The sequence below is a fragment of the Streptomyces sp. 150FB genome (assembly GCF_000818195.1).
Lineage (GTDB): Bacteria > Actinomycetota > Actinomycetes > Streptomycetales > Streptomycetaceae > Streptomyces.
In genome coordinates, this window is record NZ_JTHL01000001.1 from 9051244 (window position 1) to 9070925 (window position 19682).

Annotated in this window: 19 protein-coding genes; 11 read left to right on the forward strand and 8 right to left on the reverse strand. The window is 70.5% G+C overall.

The window, feature by feature from the left end; translation table 11 throughout:
- Positions 1-105: 105 nt before the first annotated feature.
- From QR77_RS38750 to QR77_RS38780, 7 genes are all read left to right on the forward strand, one after another.
- Positions 106-1125: an aldo/keto reductase gene (locus tag QR77_RS38750; protein ID WP_040026625.1), complete on the forward strand. Its 1020-nt coding sequence runs from the start codon at positions 106-108 to the stop codon at positions 1123-1125.
- Positions 1122-1550, forward strand: coding sequence for a PPOX class F420-dependent oxidoreductase (locus QR77_RS38755; protein WP_052489400.1), 429 nt, complete (start codon positions 1122-1124; stop codon positions 1548-1550). The genes QR77_RS38750 and QR77_RS38755 overlap by 4 nt, the downstream gene beginning before the upstream one ends.
- Before the next feature lie 74 nt (positions 1551-1624).
- Positions 1625-2920, forward strand: a complete 1296-nt coding sequence (locus QR77_RS38760) for a transposase (protein WP_150130508.1) — start codon at positions 1625-1627, stop codon at positions 2918-2920.
- 482 nt (positions 2921-3402) lie between these two features.
- Complete coding sequence (locus tag QR77_RS38765; protein WP_052489401.1) at positions 3403-4185, forward strand: ABC transporter permease; 783 nt, start codon at positions 3403-3405, stop codon at positions 4183-4185.
- Positions 4182-5084: an ABC transporter ATP-binding protein gene (locus QR77_RS38770; protein WP_052489402.1), complete on the forward strand. Its 903-nt coding sequence runs from the start codon at positions 4182-4184 to the stop codon at positions 5082-5084. The genes QR77_RS38765 and QR77_RS38770 overlap by 4 nt, the downstream gene beginning before the upstream one ends.
- Before the next feature lie 21 nt (positions 5085-5105).
- The gene (locus tag QR77_RS38775) at positions 5106-6218 is read left to right on the forward strand and encodes an ABC transporter substrate-binding protein (protein ID WP_040026627.1); all 1113 of its coding nucleotides are present in this window, start codon (positions 5106-5108) and stop codon (positions 6216-6218) included.
- Positions 6219-6337: 119 nt separating this feature from the next.
- The gene (locus QR77_RS38780; protein WP_040026628.1) at positions 6338-7240 is read left to right on the forward strand and encodes an ABC transporter substrate-binding protein; all 903 of its coding nucleotides are present in this window, start codon (positions 6338-6340) and stop codon (positions 7238-7240) included.
- Between the two features lie 81 nt (positions 7241-7321).
- Here the strand turns inward: QR77_RS38780 and QR77_RS38785 are convergent, their stop codons facing one another.
- The 7 genes from QR77_RS38785 to QR77_RS38815 all read right to left on the reverse strand — a co-directional run bounded on the left by QR77_RS38785 (position 7322) and on the right by QR77_RS38815 (position 15117).
- On the reverse strand, positions 7322-8686 hold the full coding sequence (locus QR77_RS38785) for a cytochrome P450 (RefSeq protein WP_052489403.1): 1365 nt from the start codon (positions 8684-8686) through the stop codon (positions 7322-7324).
- Between the two features lie 4 nt (positions 8687-8690).
- Complete coding sequence (locus tag QR77_RS38790; protein ID WP_052489404.1) at positions 8691-9566, reverse strand: methyltransferase domain-containing protein; 876 nt, start codon at positions 9564-9566, stop codon at positions 8691-8693.
- A complete protein-coding gene (locus tag QR77_RS38795) occupies positions 9559-10401 on the reverse strand; it encodes a methyltransferase domain-containing protein (protein WP_040026629.1) in 843 nt (280 codons plus the stop codon). Before QR77_RS38795 ends, QR77_RS38790 begins: the two co-directional genes overlap by 8 nt.
- 65 nt (positions 10402-10466) lie before the next feature.
- A complete protein-coding gene (locus tag QR77_RS38800; RefSeq protein WP_052489405.1) occupies positions 10467-12077 on the reverse strand; it encodes a serine hydrolase domain-containing protein in 1611 nt (536 codons plus the stop codon).
- 3 nt (positions 12078-12080) lie between these two features.
- Positions 12081-13094: an LLM class flavin-dependent oxidoreductase gene (locus QR77_RS38805; protein WP_040026630.1), complete on the reverse strand. Its 1014-nt coding sequence runs from the start codon at positions 13092-13094 to the stop codon at positions 12081-12083.
- Complete coding sequence (locus QR77_RS38810) at positions 13091-13747, reverse strand: HAD family hydrolase (protein WP_040026631.1); 657 nt, start codon at positions 13745-13747, stop codon at positions 13091-13093. The genes QR77_RS38805 and QR77_RS38810 overlap by 4 nt, the downstream gene beginning before the upstream one ends.
- Before the next feature lie 203 nt (positions 13748-13950).
- Positions 13951-15117, reverse strand: coding sequence for an aminotransferase class I/II-fold pyridoxal phosphate-dependent enzyme (locus tag QR77_RS38815; protein WP_040026632.1), 1167 nt, complete (start codon positions 15115-15117; stop codon positions 13951-13953).
- A 570-nt stretch (positions 15118-15687) separates the two neighbouring features.
- Between QR77_RS38815 and QR77_RS38820 the strand changes: the two genes are divergently transcribed.
- From QR77_RS38820 to QR77_RS38835, 4 genes are all read left to right on the forward strand, one after another.
- Positions 15688-15996 carry a hypothetical protein gene (locus QR77_RS38820; RefSeq protein WP_150130509.1) on the forward strand — a complete coding sequence of 103 codons (309 nt, stop codon included), beginning with the start codon at positions 15688-15690 and terminating at the stop codon, positions 15994-15996.
- Positions 15978-17393, forward strand: a complete 1416-nt coding sequence (locus QR77_RS38825) for an alkaline phosphatase family protein (protein ID WP_040026634.1) — start codon at positions 15978-15980, stop codon at positions 17391-17393. The genes QR77_RS38820 and QR77_RS38825 overlap by 19 nt, the downstream gene beginning before the upstream one ends.
- Positions 17390-17827: a type II 3-dehydroquinate dehydratase gene (locus tag QR77_RS38830; protein ID WP_040026635.1), complete on the forward strand. Its 438-nt coding sequence runs from the start codon at positions 17390-17392 to the stop codon at positions 17825-17827. Before QR77_RS38825 ends, QR77_RS38830 begins: the two co-directional genes overlap by 4 nt.
- Positions 17828-17966: 139 nt before the next feature.
- Positions 17967-19340 (forward strand): alkaline phosphatase family protein, encoded by a 1374-nt coding sequence (locus QR77_RS38835; protein ID WP_040026636.1) that lies wholly within the window; start codon positions 17967-17969, stop codon positions 19338-19340.
- Between the two features lie 19 nt (positions 19341-19359).
- Here the strand turns inward: QR77_RS38835 and QR77_RS38840 are convergent.
- Positions 19360-19682: ROK family protein (locus QR77_RS38840; protein ID WP_150130616.1), on the reverse strand; the 323-nt coding region annotated here is incomplete at its 5' end.

Consider the following 19682-nt stretch of genomic DNA (forward strand, 5'->3'; position numbering starts at 1 on the left):
GGGAAAACCGGTCATGATGCGCATGCGCCCTGGTGTGCCCGTCGGGGGAGGGCCACAGTAGTACGGCGTGGCGCGGCTGTCCGCTGACGGAGAGGCATACGTCGTATGAGGCGAAGGATCCTGGGTGGCACCGGCATCTCGGTGACCGAACTCGCCCTGGGCACCATGATGTTCGGATCCTGGGGCAACACGGACGAGGCCGAGACCACCCGTGTCGTCCGGCTCGCCCTGGACGCCGGGATCAACCTGGTCGACACCGCCGACATCTACGGCGAGGGTGAATCCGAACGCATGGTCGGCAGGGCGATCCGGGGGCGCCGGGATGACATCGTTCTGTGCTCCAAGTTCCACAGCCCCATGGGCCCGGACGCCAACCACCAGGGAAACTCCCGCCGTTGGATCGTACGGGCGGTCGAGGGCTCGCTGCGCCGGCTCGGCACCGACCACCTCGACCTCTACCAGGTGCACCGGATCGACCCGGACACCGACATCGACGAGACACTCTCCGCGCTGTCCGACCTCGTACGGTCGGGCAAGGTCCTGGCGATCGGTACGTCGAACTTCCCGGCCGACCAGATCGTCGAGGCGCAGTGGACCGCCGAACGCCGCGGCCACATCCGCTTCCGCAGCGAACAGCCGCAGTACTCACTGCTCGCCAGAGGCGTGGAGACCGCCGTCCTGCCGACCGCGCTGCGACACGGTATGGGGGTGCTCGCCTGGGGACCGCTGGGGGCCGGCTGGCTGACGGGCAAGGAGATCCGGCCGGGCGTCGGCCGCGCGGTCCTGGAGGCACGCAGATTCGACCTCGCCGTGCCGGAGAACGCCGCCAAGGTGCGCGCGGTCGCGGCCCTGAAGAAGGTGGCGGCGGACTCCGGCATCTCCCTCACCCATCTCGCGCTCGCCTTTGTGCGCGCCCACCCCGCAGTCACCGCCGTGGTCATCGGCCCCCGCACGCCTGAGCAGTTGACCGATCTGCTGGCCGGCGCCGATGTGGTGCTGGACGACGACGTACTTGACCGGCTGGACGCCATCGTGCCGCCGGGAACCGACCTCAACCGGGCGGACAACCACTATGTGCCCCGCGTCCTGACCGACGCGTCGCTGCGCCGGCGGCCGACGCGGTGACGGCTGACCCGGTCGCCGGAGTTCCGCTGTCGGAACGCGTCAGGGCGTTGCTGGACGCACCGGTCTTCGCCGTCGTGGCCACGGTCGGGGCGGACGGCATGCCGCACCAGTCCGTCGTATGGGTCACCCACGACGCCTCGCAGCTCATCTTCGGTATCGAGCGGGGCAGCCGGAAGGCGCGCGATCTCGCGCGGGCGCCCCGGGTCGGCGTACTCCTGCACCCGCCCGAGGCCCCCTACACGTACGTGTCCGTGCGGGGCACCGCCCGCCTTGAACCGCCGGGACAGCACCCGGGGCTGATGGACGCACTGTCCGCCAAGTACACCGGCCTGTCCCACGCCGAGTTCCTGGGCGATCAGGTTCCGGCCGACGACGACCTGCTGTTCGTACGGGTGGTGGCGGAACGGGTCCTTGAGATCCCCTAGTCGCTGTCCGACCGGCTCGCGCGTTGACAGCCGCGCCTTGACAGCAGGCGGACACGCCGTCTGTAATCACGATCGTGGTGACGCCTGACGCGACCGCGGCAGCGCTGCCGCGATGCCCGGTTCCCGGGCATGAATTCAGCAAGGTTGTTCTGGGCGGCCGGTACGGCAAGCCCGGCCGGCAAAGACAGCTCTACGTATGCGGGATGGCCAAGCCCGGCTCGGCGGCGCCCTCGCACCGGTTCACGGCACCGATGGCCACGCCGTATCCGGACAGGTCCGGCGCGGGCGACCCGGGCGCCGAGACCGAGGAGCGGCGCACCGCGCGCAACTACCAGTTCACCGCCTACGACATCGCGTCGGGCTTGGTCGCCGTGGCGCGCGGGACGAGTTACGCGAAGGCGGGCCAGGACGTACGGGAGCACGCCGCCCGCCGCTGGGGCGCGGCCGTGGACGGCGGCGCACGGCGGCACGGCACCCTGGTCTCCGACTGGGTCGAGGTGTACGCCGAGGCGCTGTGGCAGACACAGGCGCCGTACCGCGAGACGTGGCCCGAGACGGTCCTTGTCGGCGTGTTGCCCCTCACGGCCGACGCGCCCGGCGGGGAAGCGGCGACGCGGCTGGTCTTCTCGGTGTTCGTGGCCGTGGCGTACGGGTCCGACGGGAGGCCCGCCGTGTTCGGGATCCGCACCTCGACGGGGACCGGGGCCCGCCACTGGGAGGCGTTCCTGCGGGAGTTGGACCAGGAGCGGCGCGGGCGGCCCGCGTACGTCGTCGGCGACGGCTCCGCCGGACTGGCGCGTGCCGTCGCCCTGGTGTGGCCGGAGAACGACGGAGCCGACGCGCCGTCCCGGTCGTTGTCGCCCGCGCTGTGGACCGACGAGCATCTGATGCGCCAGGAGGCGCGCCGTATCTGCCGAGACCGCGGTCTCGACGGCCGGGGCGGACGCCTCTGGCAGCTTGTCCAGCGCGCGTGGCGCAGTGCGGACGACTGGGACCGCTTCACCGCCGAGGGACACCGTCACGGCCTGCCCGAGCTGGAACGGTGGCTGGCGCGCGCCGAACCCACGATGGCCCGTCAGTTCGCCGCACGCGCGCACGGTGTGCACCGCTCGCGCCAGTGGATACGCGCCGCCCTGGGTGAACTGGAGGAACGCGTCGGCCGGCGTCGGTCGACCTTCGGCAACCAGGCGCGCACCGACAGGCTGCTGCGCCTGATGGCCCTCGACATCTCCGGAGTCGCCCGGATCCACGCCTGGACGGATCTGATCTGTGTGTGGCTGGAGCGGAGCGACGGGCGGCCCCTGACATCCCAGCGACGGATAGCGGACCAGGGCGGGCGCAGGTCCCTGCGCGATGCGCCCTCGCGTTGATCTGACGCTGATCTCACGCTGACCGGCGCCGACTTGAGCTGACCTCGCACTGACCCCGGGCCGGACACCGAGTCCGCCTGCCCGAGGGCCCGTTCGCCTCCTCCATGTCAATGAAATGCGATGGCATTGACACCGGCGACGGCGGCTGCGCATACTTCAGCACATGAATCCGGCCGCTGACATCCTGGTACGGCGACGGTATCTCGACTTCAAGCTCTACAGCGGAGCTCTCTGTCGGTGAACCGCCGGGCCCCGCGCTCTGCCTGCGGGAGCCCCTTCCTTCCGATCACCTCTGAGTCGTACGAGCGGTACGAGCCGTACGGCCGGACCGGAGTCCGTGCCGCGTCCCGGCGCGTCCTGACGCCGTCATTCCGGTGATCCCCTTCCCGTACGGGCCACGCGGTCCACCCCCCCCGTACGCCCAGAACTTCCCTCATGAGCACCGGAGGATTTCCGTGCGCGCTTCTGTCGTGATCAGAAGCATGTCCAGGGGCAGACGCATCCGCAGGCTGGTGGTGCCACTGCTCTCCATCGTGGGCGGCCTGGCGCTGTGGCAAATCGTCATCAGTCTCTTCCGCCCCAACGAACTCGCCGTGGTCGGACCCGTCCGGATCGCTCACGACGCCGCCGACCTGTACAGCGCCGGCACGCTGGGGCCCGACATCGGTGTGAGTCTCGTCCAGCTCCTGGCCGGACTGGCCGTCGCGGTTGTCGCCGGTGTGCTGACCGGGCTGCTGCTCGGCACCAAACGCTGGCTGGCGAGTGCTGTCGGCCCCTGGGTGACGGCGCTCTACACCATCCCCGTCATCGCGGTGGCTCCTCTGATCATCGTGGGGCTCGGGCTCGGCACCACCGCGAAGATCGTCATCGTCGCGGCCTCCGGCTTCTTCCCCGTGGCGATCAACACGCAGGCCGGCGCGGCCACCGTCGTGGACGGCGGGCTGCGCGATGTGACCAGGGCCTTCAGGGCCAACTCCCTTGAGACGCTCTGGTTCTTGACCGTTCCCGGCACGGTGCCCTTCATCCTGACCGGGATCAGGCTGGCCATCGGGCGCGCCCTGATCGCACTCGTCGCCGCCGACCTCTTCGGCTCCACATCGGGCCTCGGCTACCTGATCATCTCCGGGCAGCAGAACCTCAAGACGGACGACGTGTACGTCGGCGTGGTGACCCTGAGCCTGATCGGGATCGTCTTCACGGCTTTCGTCGCGTTCTTCGAGCGACGGATGAGCGCCGCCCGCAGCGGCCGGATGGACCACGCATGAGCTTTCTCGCCAGGTCGGAACAGGACCGTACGCACAAGCCGCCGGACGGGGACTCCGTCATCGAGGTGCGCGACGCGTACGCCCACTACTCGACGGTCTCCGGACCGCTGCCCGTGCTGAGCGGTGTGGACCTGACGGTCCGCCGGGGTGAGGTGCTCGCGGTCGTCGGCCCGAGCGGGTGCGGCAAAACGACACTGCTGCGGGTGCTCCAGGGCCTCGCGGCACTCGACACGGGCACCGCCACCATCCAGGGCCGTGGCCCGGACAGCGCGACGCCCGACAGCGGATACGTGTTCCAGCAGCCGTCGCTCTTCCCGTGGTGGAGCGTGCGCAAGAACATCGAGTTCGGGCTGCGGCTGCGCTCGCACACCCGGCGGCTCAACGCAGGGGCGCGCCGGGACCAGGCGGACCGGCTGCTCGACATGGTCGGGCTCACCGGATTCGCCGACTTCCGGCCCGCCGCGCTCTCCGGCGGCATGCAGCAGCGGGTCAACCTCGCGCGGGCGCTGGCCATCGACCCGGTGGTGCTGCTGCTCGACGAGCCCTTCAGCGCCGTCGACACCCTCACCCGCGAGCGGCTGCAACGTGTCCTCTCGGGAACGCTCGACGCGCTCGGCACCGCTGCGGTGATCGTCACCCACGACATTCACGAAGCCGTCTTCCTGGGGGACCGGGTCGCGGTGATGAGCGAGCGGCCCGGCCGGATCGTGGAGACCTTCGAGGTCGGCCAAGACCGGCCCAGGACCGAGGAGTTCCAGCACAGCGAGGCTCTCGCGGCGGTGAGCGCCCGTATCTACCAGCGGCTCAAGACCAGTGACGAGCGGGCCAGCGAGTCCGAGTTCGCCCGAACCCGTCAACCCCTCAGAGGGAAAAGCCAGATGAGTGAGCCAGATGAGTGAGCCAAATAATGAGTGAGCCAGATGAATGAACCACGCAACGGGCCCGCGCGCGCCCCGCTCCGACGCCGTGCCGGGTTCCCGGCCCTTCTCACCACCCTCACCGTCGTACTGGCGGCGGCCCTCGCCGGCTGCGGCTCGGGCGGCGCCGGGGGAGGGGCCGGCGGCGGGGACGGTTCGGCGACGGATCTGAGCGTGCCGGCCGGCTCGGTGTCCGCCTCCCAGGGGGCCTTCCAGTACGCGGTCACCAAGGGGTTCTTCAAGAAGAACGGTCTGACGGTCACCACCCCGCTCTCGGCGGAGGGCCAGCTCAAGGCGTCCTTCGTGGCGGGCTCGGTCCACTTCGACCAACTGGCCGGCGGCGACGTGCTCGACCTGTACGCCAAACACGTCGGGATCAAGGTCATCGGCTGCGTCGCGAAGAACACCGGCTACTACCTCTACGCGCAGAAGGGCATCGGATCCGTCCAGGCGCTCAAGGGCAAGACCGTCGGTGTGCCTTCACTGGGCGGCGCCCCGCAGATCGCGATGCAGTCGTACCTGGTGAGCAAGGGACTTCAGCCGGACGCCGTCAAGTTCGTCTCGCTCGGCTCGATCCCCAACGTACTGACCGCGCTCACCAGCAAGAAGATCGACAGCGGACTGCTCTCGACACCGTTCAACTTCCGTGCCGACACCGCGAAGCTGCCCAACCTTGGCTACGCCACGGGCCCGCCCACCCCGTACGTGGTGAACGCGGCGTGGGCGAAGAAGAATCCCGCGGTCGTGGCGAAGATCCTCAAGAGCGTGGCCGAGGGCGGCTGGTCCTACCAGACGAAGAAGGCCGACGCGCTGACGTCACTGGGTAAGTTCCTCAGTCTCGATCCCTCGAAGCCCGCCGACAAGGCCACGCTCAGCAAGAGTTTCGACGCGTATCTGCCCCCGGTACAGGCACCGGTCGGCCGCTGCTCGGCCGCCGACTTCGCGCCGTACGTCCGCTACCAGCCGGCCGCCCAGCAGGGCGCGTTGAAGGATCTCGGCCCGCTCATCGACAACTCGGCCATCGACGCACTCGACAAGCAGGGGTTCTACACCGGTCTCCAGAAGACCTACGGCCCGCTGCCCAAGGGCACCACCCTCGCGCAGGTCCTGCGCTGAGGGCCAGGACACACCGCATCACACTGCAATCACACCGCATCACACCGCATCACGCCGGATCACCGGACCGTCACACCACCGCCGGACCACCGAACACGCCCGAGAAAGGCCGTCAGACCATGACACTCAAGAAGATAGTCAGCGAGACGTCAAGCCCCGTCTTCTCCCTGCCCTACTTCGTCGCGCGCGACGAGGGCTACTTCGCGGAGGAGGGCCTGGACGTCGAACTGGTCCGCAAGGGCGAGCGGGAAGCGATCATCAAGCCCGTCGAGGACCACCACCTGATCTCCTCCTTCACCAGCAGGTCGAACTTCGAGTCCGGCGACGCCTCGCTGTACCGGGCCTGCGAGTGGGGCCAGATCCGGCGCTCGTACGACAGCGAGGCCGGCGGCCAGGTGGTCAGCAAGCGCGCCGCCGTCGGCAGCCAGGCGATCTACGTACGGCCCGACGACGCGGCCAACCACCCCCAGGACCTGGCGAATCGCACGGTGGCCGTCAACTTCCACCACGGCTCCCACTACATCGGCATCCAGACCCTGGAGGGCTTCCTCAACAAGGACGAGATCAACGTCGTCCACGTCGGGGGACCGAAGGAGCGCTTCGAGGCGCTGCGCGACGGCAAGGTCGACGCCGCCGCCGTGATGGAGCCCTGGATCACCGTCGCCGAGAAGCTCGGCTACAAGCTGATCGCCGAGGCCTTCTACGTGGGCGCCGAGATCGCCAGTCCGGACCTCGCCCCGGAGACCTTCACCGCGATCCAGCGCGCCGTGATCAAGGCCGTACACAAGATCAACGAGGACCCGAAGCCGTATCTGCACTATCTGATCGCCGATGTGCCCGAGGAGATCGTGCACCTCGACCCGACCGACTTCCGCCGCGACCGGCTCCGCTACACCGAGCCGGCTCCCTACCCGGCGGCCGAGTTCCAGCGCACGTACGACTGGATGGTGGCCTGGGACCTGATCCCCGAGGACGCCGACTTCACGCAGATCGTCGACAACCGCCTCCAGATCGCCATCTGACGGGTCGTCATTTTCCTCGCTGTGCGGAGTTGTCCGGAGCGCGCACGCACTCCGGTCAACTCCGCCCGGCGTAGTGCTCGTTCAGCCGCGCGGCTGCGTCACCACCGGCAGCGCGCCCATGCCCACCAGAGCCCGCGGTGTCGGCCGGACCGGGGTGACCGAGGTGGGCCGCAACTGCCACCGCGAGGCGATCGTCGCCAGTGCGATGCTCGTCTCCGCCATGGCGTAGTCGTCGCCGATGCATTTACGGCTGCCGGAGCCGAAGGGGATCATCGCGCCCTTCGGCACCTCCTTCACCCGCTCCGGTGTCCACCGGTCCGGGTCGAAGCGCTCCGGGTCGGGGAACAGGTCGCGATGGTGGTGCAGGGCGTACGAGCTGTAGAAGACGACCGTTCCCGCGGGCAGCGACTGCCCGCCCAGTTCGGTGTCGGTCGAGACGACCCGGGTGACGAACCACCCCGGCGGATACAGCCGCAGCACCTCGGTGACCACCCGCCCGGTGTACGGCAGATCCCCCGGGCCGTGGCCGGCGGGGCCGTCCAGGGCCATGAAGGCGTCCGCCTCCTCCTGGAGCCGGCGTTCGTATTCCGGGTGCCTGCCCAGCAGTTGGAGCGCCCAGGCCAGGGCCGTCGCTGTGGTCTCGGTGGAGGCGGTGAGGAAGTTCATCACCTGGTCGTGGATCTCCTGGTCGGCCAGTCGGTCGCCGTCCTCGTACCGGGCGGCGAGCAGCCCCGAGAGCAGGTCGCCGTGGTCCACCCCGGCCTCGCGGTAGTCCCTGATCACCGTGTCGATGAGGACCCGTAGTTCCTCCAGCGCGCTCTCGAAACCCCGGCGCTCGGGGCTGGGTATCCGGTGGACCAGGTCGATCGGCGCGACCATCCGCCGGTAGATCCCCTTGAGCACGATGGGCAGGCAGCGCACGATCTGGTCGACGTGGTCCCTCGCCATGTCGGTGGAGAGCAGCACACGGGCCCCGATCCGGGCGGTAATCGCGTGCATGCGCGCGTTGGCGTCGATCGTCCCGCCCGGATGCCAGGTGGCGGTCTCCGCCTCCGTCTCCTCACGTATCACCGCCGGGTACGAGGCGATGCGCTCGCGCCGGAACGACGGCTGCACCAGCCTGCGCTGCCGCCGGTGGTCCGCGTACGGGCAGTTGCCCAGGCTGTTGCCCATCAGGAGCTGGGTCTTCTCGTAGAACGGCCCGCCCCGGTCGAAGGTCCTCGGATCCTTCAGCATCTGGTCGATCAGTTCGGGGTGGCAGGCCATGTACAGCGGCTGCCCCTTCATGTTCAGCCGGACCAGGTCACCCTCGTACTGGAGCGAGGTCAGGAATTCGAGCGGGCGGCGCCGCATCGGCAGCAGATGCCCGAGGAGCGGCAGCCCACCGGGTGCCTGGGCCACCGACCACTGGCCGGGAGGGGCGGGTTGAGTCTGGGTGCGGGGCATCGGATCAGATCCTTCCTTCCGCTGTCCGGGGGCCGGGCCTGCGGGCGGTCACCACGGCGTAGCCCAGCTCCGTGATGTCCCCGAAGCGGCTGAGATCCTCCACCATGTAATGGAACTCCTCCTCGGAGACGAGTCCCTTCAGGGCCTCCCAGGACCGGGCGAGATTGCCGCCGACGATCCGGTACGACGGCCGGACGAACTCGCCGATGTCGACGAACTCGACCACTTCGAGGCCGGCCGCGCGTACGCAGGCCTCGTACTCGTCCTGGGTGAGCATGGGGCCCTGCTGGAAGTTCTTGTTCGCGGCCTCGACTAGCGCCCGGTGTTCGTCGCTCTCCAGCGGCCGCAGGAGTACGAAGTCGGTGACCGTGAGCAGCCCGCCCGGGCGCAGCACCCGGGCCAGGCCGGCGAAGACATCCGTACGGTCCTGCGCGTGGCAGGCGCTCTCGATGGCGTACGCCGCGTCGAAGGACGCGTCGGGAAAGGTCAGCGCGAGCATGTCGTGGACCTCGAAGCCGACGGAGTCGGCGAGGCCGCGTGCGCGGACCAGGTCCCCGGCCTGCCGGACCTGCTGCGGGGAGATCGTGATGCCCGTGACCCGCACCCCGTGCCGCGCCGCGATGTGCGCCGTGGCTTTGCCGTTGCCCGAACCGACGTCGAGCACCCGGGCACCGGGGGTGAGCCGGAGCCGGTCGGACACGAAGTCGGTGAGCCGGGCGCCGGCCTCCTCCACGGTGCTCGGATCGTCGGGCCCCTCCCAGTAACCTCCGTGCAGGAAGCCGCCCATGGCGGCGACCATCACCTCGGTGATCCGGTCGTAGAACTCGCCTACGCCGCTCTCCCCTCCGTCCTCCCCGCCGGGCCTCGGCGCCTCAGGCATCGGGGCGCACCGCCACGACCAGCAGATGGCCGAACTCCTCGACGCCGATCAGGTCGCCCGGGTTGAACTGTTGGACCAGCTCGCCCCCGTAGTCGGCGGCCAGTTCCGGGGCCGACTCCGTGATACGGCCGGAGAGTTCGACGAAGGTACGGCGCAGGGTGGGTTCGCTGATGTCCTTCATCTCCTCGAACCACAGGCCCGCCCGGCGCAGCAGCGGCGGATAGTCCTCCGCCTGGACCATCGTCATCATGAACTCGCGCAGATACCGTTCGACGGCGGGCCGCCCCGAGTCGGGGATCGGCGCGCGCTCGAAGAAGTCGGTGAGCACCAGCCGGCCGCCGGGCCGCAGTACCCGGGCGACATGGCGCAGCACCTGCGCCCGGTCCGGCATGTGGATGATGGACTCCAGCGCGATGACCGCGTCGAAGGACCCGTCGGCGTACGGCAGGTCCATCGCGTCGGCGCGCTCGAAACGAGCCTGGTCGCCGAGGCCCAGTGTGGTGGCCAGCGCGTTGGCCCGCTGCACCTGCTTGTGGCTGACCGAGATGCCGGTCACCTGCGCGCCGGTGGTGCGGGCGATACGGCTGCCGGGAGCGCCGGTGCCGCAGCCGAGGTCGAGGACGCGGGAGCCGGGGCCGATCCGCAGCCGCTCCGTCATCAGGTCGGTGAGCCGGTCGGTCGCCTCGTTCAGGGAGGCGGTGCTGTCAGGGCTGTCCCAGTAGCCGAAGTGCAGGTTCTCGCCGAGCGTGACGCTGCCGAGGTCCGTGTAGCGGTCGTAGAGTCGGCCCACCTCGTCGGACACGGGGAGGGAGGGCGGAGCGGGCTGCTGTGCCATCGGGCGCCTTTCGGGTGAGGGACCCCGCCGGCGCCGGTCGCCGGGCGGGGGAGGAGCGGTGCGGATCAGACCAGTCCCAGATCCTGGTGAACGGCGTCGGTGATGCGGAAGATGCGCTCCCGGTGCCGTTCGTGCTCGACCTTGCCGTTGAGATGGACCGCCACGGCGAGGTGGGTCGCCGGGTCGGCGAAGGCCGTGGCGGTCCACAGTCCGTCGTGGCCGAACGCCCTGGGTGAGGCGTGGTGCGAGAAGCTGGTGAACTCCTCCCCGAGCGACCGGCATTCCAGCCGGACCCCGAACCCCCAGTCGGCGTTCCCGTACCGGTCGCGTACTCCCGTACGGTGACGGCCGGTCACCGCGGCCACGGTCGTCGGCGAGAGGACACGCCCGCCAGGGGCCGACCCTCCGGCGAGCAGCATTTCTAGGAGACGGCCCAGATCGCTGAGCGGGCCCCGGGTGTTCACTCCGGGGATGCGGCGGGTGGTGGCGGCCCGGGTCGACCAGAAGTAGGTGGGCTGGGGTGTGTCGCCGAGATTGCTCACATGGATGAGCGGGAGCCGGTCGCCGTACGCGTCGTAGTCGTCCGGTGTGAGATGGACGCGGGTACGGTCCATCCCGCACGGGCGCAGGATCTCCTCCTCGACATAGCCGGCGTAGTCCCGTCCGTCGAGCACCGGGAGCAGCTCGGACAGCACGAACCACGCCCACCACTGGCTGTAGTTTATGCCCGTCGGGGCATCCGCTGTGTCCGGACCGCGCGGGGGCAGTACGGCGCCGAACGCCCGGCGCAGCCGCTCCTCGTCCGGTCCCGCCACCACACCGTGCAGCGGGTCCTGGCCGGTGGGCACCGGGGCGGTGTGCGTGAGGAGTTCCATCGAGGTGATGGCCGCCTTGCCGCCGGTCCCGAACGCGGGCAGGTAGTGGGCCACCGGGAGGTACGGGTCGAAGTCCCCCCGCTCCCACAGCCGGCCGAGCGCGACCGAGAGCAGCGGCTTGGCGCAGCAGTACCAGAGCGGCGCGGAGTCGGCGGACATGGCGACCCCCGGCCTGGCCACGCCCAGTCCGGCGTCGGCCAGGGTCTTGCCGTCCAGGGACACGTACACCTGTGCGCCCGGGGTGGAGTCGCCCACCTCGCGGCGCAGCTCGCGCAGCGTCCGGGGCAGGGCTTCCGTCGCGCGCTCGACCGCCTCGGCGTCCGCCGGCGCGGCGCCTGCCTCGCGCTGCGTGTCCCGTACAACAGGCGCGCGGACCGACCCCGGTGGTACGGCGGTGCCCTCGCGCAGCGCGGCGACGTGTCTCGCCCGGTCGCGTTCCAGCGCGGCATCGATGAAGAACAACAGGCTGAAGTTGCCCGCGACGGTGACGTCACCGCGCTCCAGGATCTCCACCCGGGCCCGCGCGGGGCCGAGCAGCAGGTCGTAGGCGGCGGCGTACGGCAGAGCGATCAGCAGCCCGGGGGCTTCCCCGCCCGCCGGGGTCAGGCCCAGCCGTCCGCCCGCCAGATCGACGAGGACGTCCGTCGCGGTGACGACGCCGGGCGGCGGGTCGGTCAGGGTCAGCCGGAGCGCGACCGTGCTGCGCGGTACGGGGTCGGGGGCGGCCAGCCGCCCCACCACAGCGTCCAGCCAACCGGCGGACAGAAAAGCGGTGTTGGCGGGCCCGGGGAGTGTGGTCATCCGTCACACCCCCGCAGTCACCGCAGTCGGCACCCGAGGCGCGATCTCCTCGGCGAACCGCCGCAGACTCTCGGTCGAGGGATAGTCGCGGAACCACAGCACGAACTCCTCCACACCGCCGGCGGTGTACTCCCCGGCCTTCTCGACGAGTTGGTGCACGGTCCCGTACAGGCTGCGCCTGGCCAGCAGGTCGGGGTGGTGGCTCCAGAACACCACCACGTGCGGGGTGGCCAGCCAGCGGTCCCGGCCGAGCCGGTCGTCGAAGACCCGGCACTCGGCGAACAGAGCGTGCCGCACGCCCGCCGGATCCAGCCCCAGCGCCTCCCGTCGCCGCCCGAAGTCCCGGATGGCGCGGGCCACTTCGTCGGGCTCACCCTCCCACTGCACGGCCGAGCACTCTCGTACGACTGCCTCGGGCAGCAGCGCTGCGGCGTCCGTCCGCGCCGCGTCCGCGCGTACGGACAGCGGCAGCCGGGGCCCTAGGGGCGTGGGCACCGCGTGCGCTCCGGCCAGTGTCACCACTTCACCGTCGAGGGTGGTGCGGGTGCCGGTCCACAGTGCGCGCAGGGCCTCGACCGTCTCGCCGAGCGCGGCCGCCGTCTCCGCGCCGAGCGGAGCGCCTCCGGCCGCGAGGTGCTCGGAGAGGTGGTCGGCGGTGGGCAGGCCGAGTGTGAGCCGGCCGCCGGACACGAGGTCGGCGCACGCCGCCTGCTTGGCGACAACAACGGCGTTACGGTGCGGGGGCAGCGCGCTCAGCAGGCCGAGCCCGATGTCGGGGACGGTCGCGGCGAGGGCGGCGAGGGCGGTCCATCCCTCGATCACCGGCTGCGGTTCGCGGCGCGGCACGGTGTCCGTCCGGTCCTCCAGCCACAGCGTGTCGAAGCCGGAAGCCCGCGCCAGCTCGGCTGTTTCCGCCACGGTCCGCCACGCCTCCGCGCCGCTGAGACCCGCGAGTTCGAGACGGGCGCCCTGGGGCGCCACGACACTCCGGCGCGGACCCACCACCGGGGCGCTCACCGGGTCACCTCGTCCAGGACGACCGCGAGCAGATCCGCGGGCTCCGCCAGGACATGGTCGGGCTGTTCGTCGCGGAGCGGGCCGGGGGACGTCTCGCCCCAGAGGGCCGCGGCCGTGGCCGTTCCGGCGGCCCGGCCGGCCTGGAGGTCGATGACGGCGTCACCCACCATCACGGCGCTCCCGGGTAACGCGCCGAGCCGGTGCAGCCCCTCCAGCACGATGTCGGGGGCGGGCTTGGGACGCGGCACCTCGTCGCTGCCGACGACGGTGTCCAGCAGCGGCAGCAGCCCCACCACGTCGAGCACCCGGCGCGCCCGCTCCCCGGTCTTGCCGGTGGCGATCGCCGTACCGATCCCCGACTCCCGCAGCCGCTTCAGCAGCAGCGGTACGTCGGGGTACACCTCCACCTCACCGATCAGCCGCTGGCTGGCCTCGACGAAGGGCCGCTCCATCGCGCCAGGGAGGTCCATCAGGCGCATGATGTCCGGGAAGTAGCGCCCCTGGTGGGTGCGGTACTCCTCGAACGGCGGCTCGCCGGGGCCCACCACCTCGTGGTATGCGAGGGCGAACGCCTGCCGCATCACCTGGAAGCTGTTGATGAGTACGCCGTCCAGATCGAAGACCACCGTGCGGTACTCCTGGTGCGCCGTCATGTGCTCCCGTTCCCTTGCTGGAAGTGACCGGCAGTGTCCTGATGGGTCTGTCCGCGCCGAGCCGAGATGGGACGAGCCGGAGTGAGGTGGCCGGAGTGAAGTGGCCGGAGTGAATGGAGCCGAGGTGAAGCGAGCCGGGAGAAGCTGCGGGGGCGAAGCGGCCGGGGTGAAGTGAGCCGTGGCCAGGTGCGCGCCGCCCTGTCTCAGCCGGCGGCGACGGCCTCGGCGAACACCTCGGCGAGCCGGTCCAGCACCGGGGTGTCGGCCAGCAGGACCCGGTGGTGCAGCCACACGCAGTCACGCCCTATCTCCTCGGACACCGGGCAGCGCTTGGCCAGATCGTCCACATCGCCGGAGAAGGGGCCCTGCCAGAAACCCCGGGTGCGGTAGACCGGCGGGAAGGCGACGAACGCCGGGACGCCGTGCGCCAGCAGCGTGTCCACCAGTGACAGACGCCGCTCGGCGGTCAGGCCGGGCAGCCGGACCATCGCCATGTAGTGCGACTTGACGTCGCACCGCTCGTCCCGGCCCTGCGGGACCACGCCGGGGATCCGGGCGAGGGCCGCCATGAGGTGGCGCGACCGCTCCTCGCGCAGCGCGACCTGCGTCTCCAACCGCGACAACTGCGCCCGCAGTACCGCGGCGGAGAACTCGTTCATGCGGTAGTTGGAGCCCTGGGTGCGGTGCTCGTACAGCCGGTCGCCCGGCGGGCGGCCGCAGCCGTGCCGCAAGTACGCCTGCTGGTAGGTGTCTTCGTCAGGGAGCAGGAGCGCTCCGCCCTCGCCCGCCGTCATCAGCTTGCCGTTCTGGAAACTGAAGGCGGCGATCGAGCCGAACTCGCCGACCCGCCGGCCGCGCCATCGCGCCGCGTGCGCGTGCGCCGCGTCCTGGAGGATCGCGACGCCTGTGGCGGAACTCAGCTCGGCCAGCGCGTCCATGTCCGCGAACTGCCCGGCCATGTGCACCGGCATGACGGCCTTGGTGCGCGGGGTGATGACGCGCGCCGCCGCGTCGACATCGAGGCAGTACGTGTCCGGGCGGACATCGGCGGGCACCGGCACCGCGCCCACCCGCTGCACGGCGAGCGAGCAGGAGATGAACGTGAAGGCGGGGACGACTACCTCGTCACCGGGGCCAACTCCCATGACCGACAGAGCCAGTTCGAGGGCATGGGTGCCGTTGGTGGTCGCGATCGCTCTCGGCGCGCCGTGGAGGGCGGCGAACTCCCGCTCGAAGCTGTCCACTTCGCTTCCACCGTTGCGCCACCAGCCCTCCTGGTCCAGGGCGCGCAACAGGCCCGCACGCTCCTCGGGTCCGCGCTGCGGCCAGGCGGGAAAGGTCAGAACCTGCTGGACCGGGCTGGATGACATGGTCGTGCCTCTCGGTCGATGGCGCGAGCGGGCTGGCGTAAGGAGATCGCGTGCGCTGCGGGAGCCCGGCCCCGGACGCGCGGAGTTCTGCGAAGAAGGCGGGCACAAGGGGTGCCGAACTGCGCTGGGTATCAGATCTAGCAAGCTCCGCCGAAGCGCGTCAACACCGCGTGTCCGGGCGTATACGGCGGGTATCAGCCGTGCCAGCGGTTTCCTGCCCCCGATACGCGTGAAGACACCGGCGCGGAAATAGCAGGGGCGCACCCGAGCCTCATCTTCGGTCGCCTGACGCGCCCTTCGGGGGAATGGCCAGAAGTGCATGCTTGAAGACTTCGGTAAATCCCCTAGGGTGGGGCGGCGTTGGGGAAGTGGGAATGGTTCGGCTCCTATCACGTGACACCCGGACAAGGTTCATGTAGCACATACGTACGGACTTCTCCTCGCTCCACGGTGGGTCTCCGGGCAGCCCGGAGGTCCCTGGTGGCCGGGTCCCGTCCGAGCGGAAATAGTTTTCCGACCTTATCCAGTCGCCCTTCCGGTTCGCCCTGTCCCGCGAAAGGACGTTGCACCGTGGAAGAGATCATGACCCGGCCGCCAAAAGTGCTGGATGATCCTTTCGAACTTACCGTCGCGCCGTTCGAAATTCCCGATTGTGGGCAGGTGGAAGCGCCGGGACTGGATTCGATCAGCACCGTCGAGTTCCTGATCCGGACGGAGAGCAAATTCGCTGTGGAGATCACCGGCGAGGATCCCCCGGTCAGACCGATCGACGCTCTCGATCTCCTTGCCGAAAACGTTCGCCAACGCACCGCCCTCGCCGGCAATCCCACCGGCTGGGATGAGATGAGGAGACGGCCGACATGGCAGAGCGCGCTCTGATCATCGGGCTCGACGGAATGCCCCGCACGCTGCTCACCGAACTCGCCGCCGAGGGGGTGCTGCCCCGGATCGCGGGACTGCTGGCCGAGGGCGTCTGCGGCGAACTGCGCGCCCCCGTACCGGAGATCAGCTCAACCTCCTGGGCGACCTTCCTCACCGGCACCAACCCGGCCCGGCACGGGATCTTCGGCTTCACCGACCTGCTCCCCGGCGAGGGCTACCGCGTCCACTTCCCCAACCTGCTGCACCTGCGCAGGCCCGCGCTCTGGGCGCTGGCGGCGGCGGCGGGCCGGCGGACGGTGTGCGTCAATGTGCCGGGCACCTATCCGGCTGTCGCCATGGACAGCGTCCTGGTCTCCGGATTCGTGGCGCCCCGCTTCGAACACGCCGTCACCCCGGCCAGGCTCCTGCCGGAGCTGCGCCGCCTCGGTTACGAACTCGACGTCGAGATCGGCGACGTGGTGGCCGACCCGCGGGGCTTCCTCGCCCGGGCGGAGCGTGCCCTGCGCGCCCGAACGGATGCGATGGAACATCTGCTGACCCAGGAGCCCTGGGAGCTGGGCGTCGCGATCTTCACCGAGACCGACCGGGTGCACCACTTCCTGTGGCGGGCCGTGGCCGACCCCGGCGATCCGCTGCACGCGGCCGTACGGGACTTCTACCGGCTGGTCGACGCCTGCGTCGGCCGGCTCGTGGACCTGTGCCGCCCGGACGACGAACTGTTCATGGTCAGCGACCACGGATTCGGCCCCGCCGACCGGCAGTTCTACGTCAACGCCTGGCTGCGGGAGGCGGGTCACCTGGCCGCCCTCGACACCACGGAGAAGCTCACAGGACTCGACGCCCGCAGTACCGCCTTCGCCCTCGACCCCGCCCGTATCTACCTGCACCGCAAGGGCCGCTTCCCCGGCGGGGGACTCACCGACAGCGAAGGGGAGAGCGTCGCCGAGGAGATCACCGGAGAGCTCCTGCGACTGCGCTCCGACGGGCCCCTGGTGGGCACCGAGGTGGACGGGCCCCTGCTGATCTCGCAGGTCCTGCGCGCCGACGAATTGTACGAGGGGCCGCTGCTCCACCACGCGCCCGACCTCCTGGTGCTGCCGGCCGAAGGGGTACAACTCCGCGGCGCCTGGGGCGGAACCGGCGTTGTGCGGCCCGACAAGATGCTGACCGGCACCCACACACGCGACAACGCCCTCTTCTACCGGCGGGGCGCACCCGCACCGGTGGGCTCCCAAGGCGCGGGACCGGAGAGTGCCGGTCCGGAGAACCCCGGCCGGGAGACGCCCATGGACATGGTGGACGTGGCCCCGACCGTGCTCGCCTCCATCGGCGTACGGCCGCTGGGGCAGGACGGGTCGATCGTCCTCGGCGTACGGGAGAGTGAGCGGGAATGAGCCATGTACTGCTGCTCAACGGGCCGAATCTCGGCACACTCGGCACCCGGCAGCCGGAGATCTACGGCACCACCACCCTGGCCGAGATCGAGGACACGGTGGCCGAGGAAGTCGGCGCCCGTGGCTGGAAACTGGAGTCGGAACAGCGCAACAGCGAGGGCGAACTGATCGAACTGCTGCAGCGACACGGCGGCGCCGTGGGCGCGATCGTCAACCCCGGAGCCCTGATGATCGCGGGCTGGGGACTGCGTGACGCGCTGGCCGACTTCGCCCCGCCCTGGATCGAGGTGCACCTTTCCAACGTCTGGGCACGCGAGAGTTTCCGCCACACCTCCGTCACAGCGCCACTCGCCGCAGGTGTGGTGATGGGCATGGGGGCACTCGGCTACCGGCTCGCCGCCCACGCGCTCACCCGGCTCGTGACCGCATCCTGACCGAGCCCCGAGCCCTGCCCCCGACCCGCGCCCCCGACTGACCCCCGACCCCGACCGCGTACCGCACCACACCCCCGGCCAGGCGGGATTCCCGCGCCAGGGAGAGCCCCCGGAGAGCCGGCGAAAGAGGGAGAACCAGATGCCACACCCCGGCAGGGTCGCCGTGATCGGACTGGACTCGGCCACCCCTCAACTCCTGTTCGACCGGTTCGCCGAGGACATGCCGGTCCTCGGCGCGCTGCGGCAGCGTTCGTTGTGGGGCCCGATGCGCAGCGTCGATCCGCCCATCACCATGCCCGCCTGGTCCTGCATGATGTCCGGCCGGACCCCCGGCGAGCTGGGGGTGTACGGCTTCCGCGACCGCTCGTCCTACGACTACGGACCGATGGCCTTCGCCACCTCGCGCAGCATCAAGGCACCCCGGATCTGGGACGAGATGACCGCCGCCGGCCGCGACAGCGTGGTGCTCGGGGTGCCCGGCACCTACCCCACCACACCGATCCAGGGCGCGATGGTCTCCTGCTTCCTGGCCCCTTCGACCCGCGCCCAGTACACGTCCCCGCCCGGACTCCGCGACGAACTGGAGAAGCTGACCGGGGGCTACGCGCTCGACGTGGAGAACTTCCGCTCGCCCGAACTGGCCCGCGTCTCCCAGCAGATCTTCGACATGAGCGAGCAGCGCTTCCAGGTGGCCCGGCATCTGGCGACCACTCAGGACTGGGACTTCCTCTCCTTCGTCGACATGGGCCCCGACCGGCTCCACCACGGCTTCTGGAAGTACTGCGACCCCGACCATCCGCGCTACGAGCCCGGCAACCCGTACGAGAACCTCTTCCGCGACTACTACCGGGGTCTTGACCGGCACATCGGTGAGTTCCTGGAGTGCCTACCGGACGACACCTCGGTCATGGTCGTCTCCGACCACGGAGCCCAGCCCATGGTCGGCGGACTGTTCATCAACGAGTGGCTGCGCCAGGAGGGGCTGCTCGTCCTCGCGAAGGAACCCGGGGGACCCACCCCCATGGCCAAGGCCGAGGTCGACTGGAAACGCACCACGGCCTGGGCGGAGGGCGGCTACTACGGCCGGATCTTCCTCAACGTGGAGGGCCGCGAACCCCAGGGCATCGTGCCGGCCGGGGAGTACGAGGACACCCTCGACCGGATCGCCGGGGCCCTGGAGCGGATGGACGACGACACCGGTCAACCGCTGGGCACCCGGGCGCTGCGCCCCGACGAGCTCTACCCGGAGGTCAACGGGATCGCCCCCGACCTGCTGGTCTACGTCGGCAATCTGCGCTGGCGCGCGCTGGCCACCCTCGGCATGGAGAAGGGTCTCTTCACCACGGAGAACGACACCGGGCCCGACCACGCCAACCACGCGGACACCGGGATCCTGATGCTCAGTCACCCGGGCGTCACCCCGGGCCCCGCCCGTGATCTGTCGCTGTACGACGTGGCGCCCGCGCTGCGCGAAATGCTGGGCCTGCCGGGAGGCGGGCGGCTCCCTCACTGAGGCGGCGGGAGCGCGCGGGTCAGCCGGTGATGGTCGCCCCGCGCGCCAGCAGGAGCGCGCCGTGCAGCGAGGCGCGCGCTCCGGCGGTCGCCCTGCGTACGGCGGGCAACGGGGTGCCCGGCCTGGCCAGCCGCCGGGTCTCCTCACGTACCGCCCGTACGAGGCCCGGCACTCCGTGGCCGAAGCCGCCGCCGATACGGACCTCAGTGCACTGGACCAGCTCGCCGAGGTTGACCACCGCGACCGCCAGCGCCCGCGCTGTCCGCCGCAGCGGTTCCGTCGCCCACGCGCGGTTCTCGGCGAGGCCCGCGCGGAAGGCCGCGGGAGTGACCGGTCCGCCCA

What these genes read in the sequence shown, in the direction of transcription:
- QR77_RS38815 (WP_040026632.1), bottom strand. Translation starts at nt 15,117, where the DNA reads ATGTCATCCAGCCCGGTCCAGCAGGTTCTGACCTTTCCCGCCTGGCCG.
- QR77_RS38795 (WP_040026629.1), bottom strand. Translation starts at nt 10,401, where the DNA reads ATGGCACAGCAGCCCGCTCCGCCCTCCCTCCCCGTGTCCGACGAGGTG.
- QR77_RS38830 (WP_040026635.1), top strand. Translation starts at nt 17,390, where the DNA reads ATGAGCCATGTACTGCTGCTCAACGGGCCGAATCTCGGCACACTCGGC.
- QR77_RS38770 (WP_052489402.1), top strand. Translation starts at nt 4,182, where the DNA reads ATGAGCTTTCTCGCCAGGTCGGAACAGGACCGTACGCACAAGCCGCCG.
- QR77_RS38825 (WP_040026634.1), top strand. Translation starts at nt 15,978, where the DNA reads ATGGCAGAGCGCGCTCTGATCATCGGGCTCGACGGAATGCCCCGCACG.
- QR77_RS38800 (WP_052489405.1), bottom strand. Translation starts at nt 12,077, where the DNA reads ATGACCACACTCCCCGGGCCCGCCAACACCGCTTTTCTGTCCGCCGGT.
- QR77_RS38775 (WP_040026627.1), top strand. Translation starts at nt 5,106, where the DNA reads ATGAATGAACCACGCAACGGGCCCGCGCGCGCCCCGCTCCGACGCCGT.
- QR77_RS38780 (WP_040026628.1), top strand. Translation starts at nt 6,338, where the DNA reads ATGACACTCAAGAAGATAGTCAGCGAGACGTCAAGCCCCGTCTTCTCC.
- QR77_RS38790 (WP_052489404.1), bottom strand. Translation starts at nt 9,566, where the DNA reads ATGCCTGAGGCGCCGAGGCCCGGCGGGGAGGACGGAGGGGAGAGCGGC.
- QR77_RS38810 (WP_040026631.1), bottom strand. Translation starts at nt 13,747, where the DNA reads ATGACGGCGCACCAGGAGTACCGCACGGTGGTCTTCGATCTGGACGGC.
- QR77_RS38835 (WP_040026636.1), top strand. Translation starts at nt 17,967, where the DNA reads ATGCCACACCCCGGCAGGGTCGCCGTGATCGGACTGGACTCGGCCACC.
- QR77_RS38750 (WP_040026625.1), top strand. Translation starts at nt 106, where the DNA reads ATGAGGCGAAGGATCCTGGGTGGCACCGGCATCTCGGTGACCGAACTC.
- QR77_RS38765 (WP_052489401.1), top strand. Translation starts at nt 3,403, where the DNA reads ATGTCCAGGGGCAGACGCATCCGCAGGCTGGTGGTGCCACTGCTCTCC.
- QR77_RS38785 (WP_052489403.1), bottom strand. Translation starts at nt 8,686, where the DNA reads ATGCCCCGCACCCAGACTCAACCCGCCCCTCCCGGCCAGTGGTCGGTG.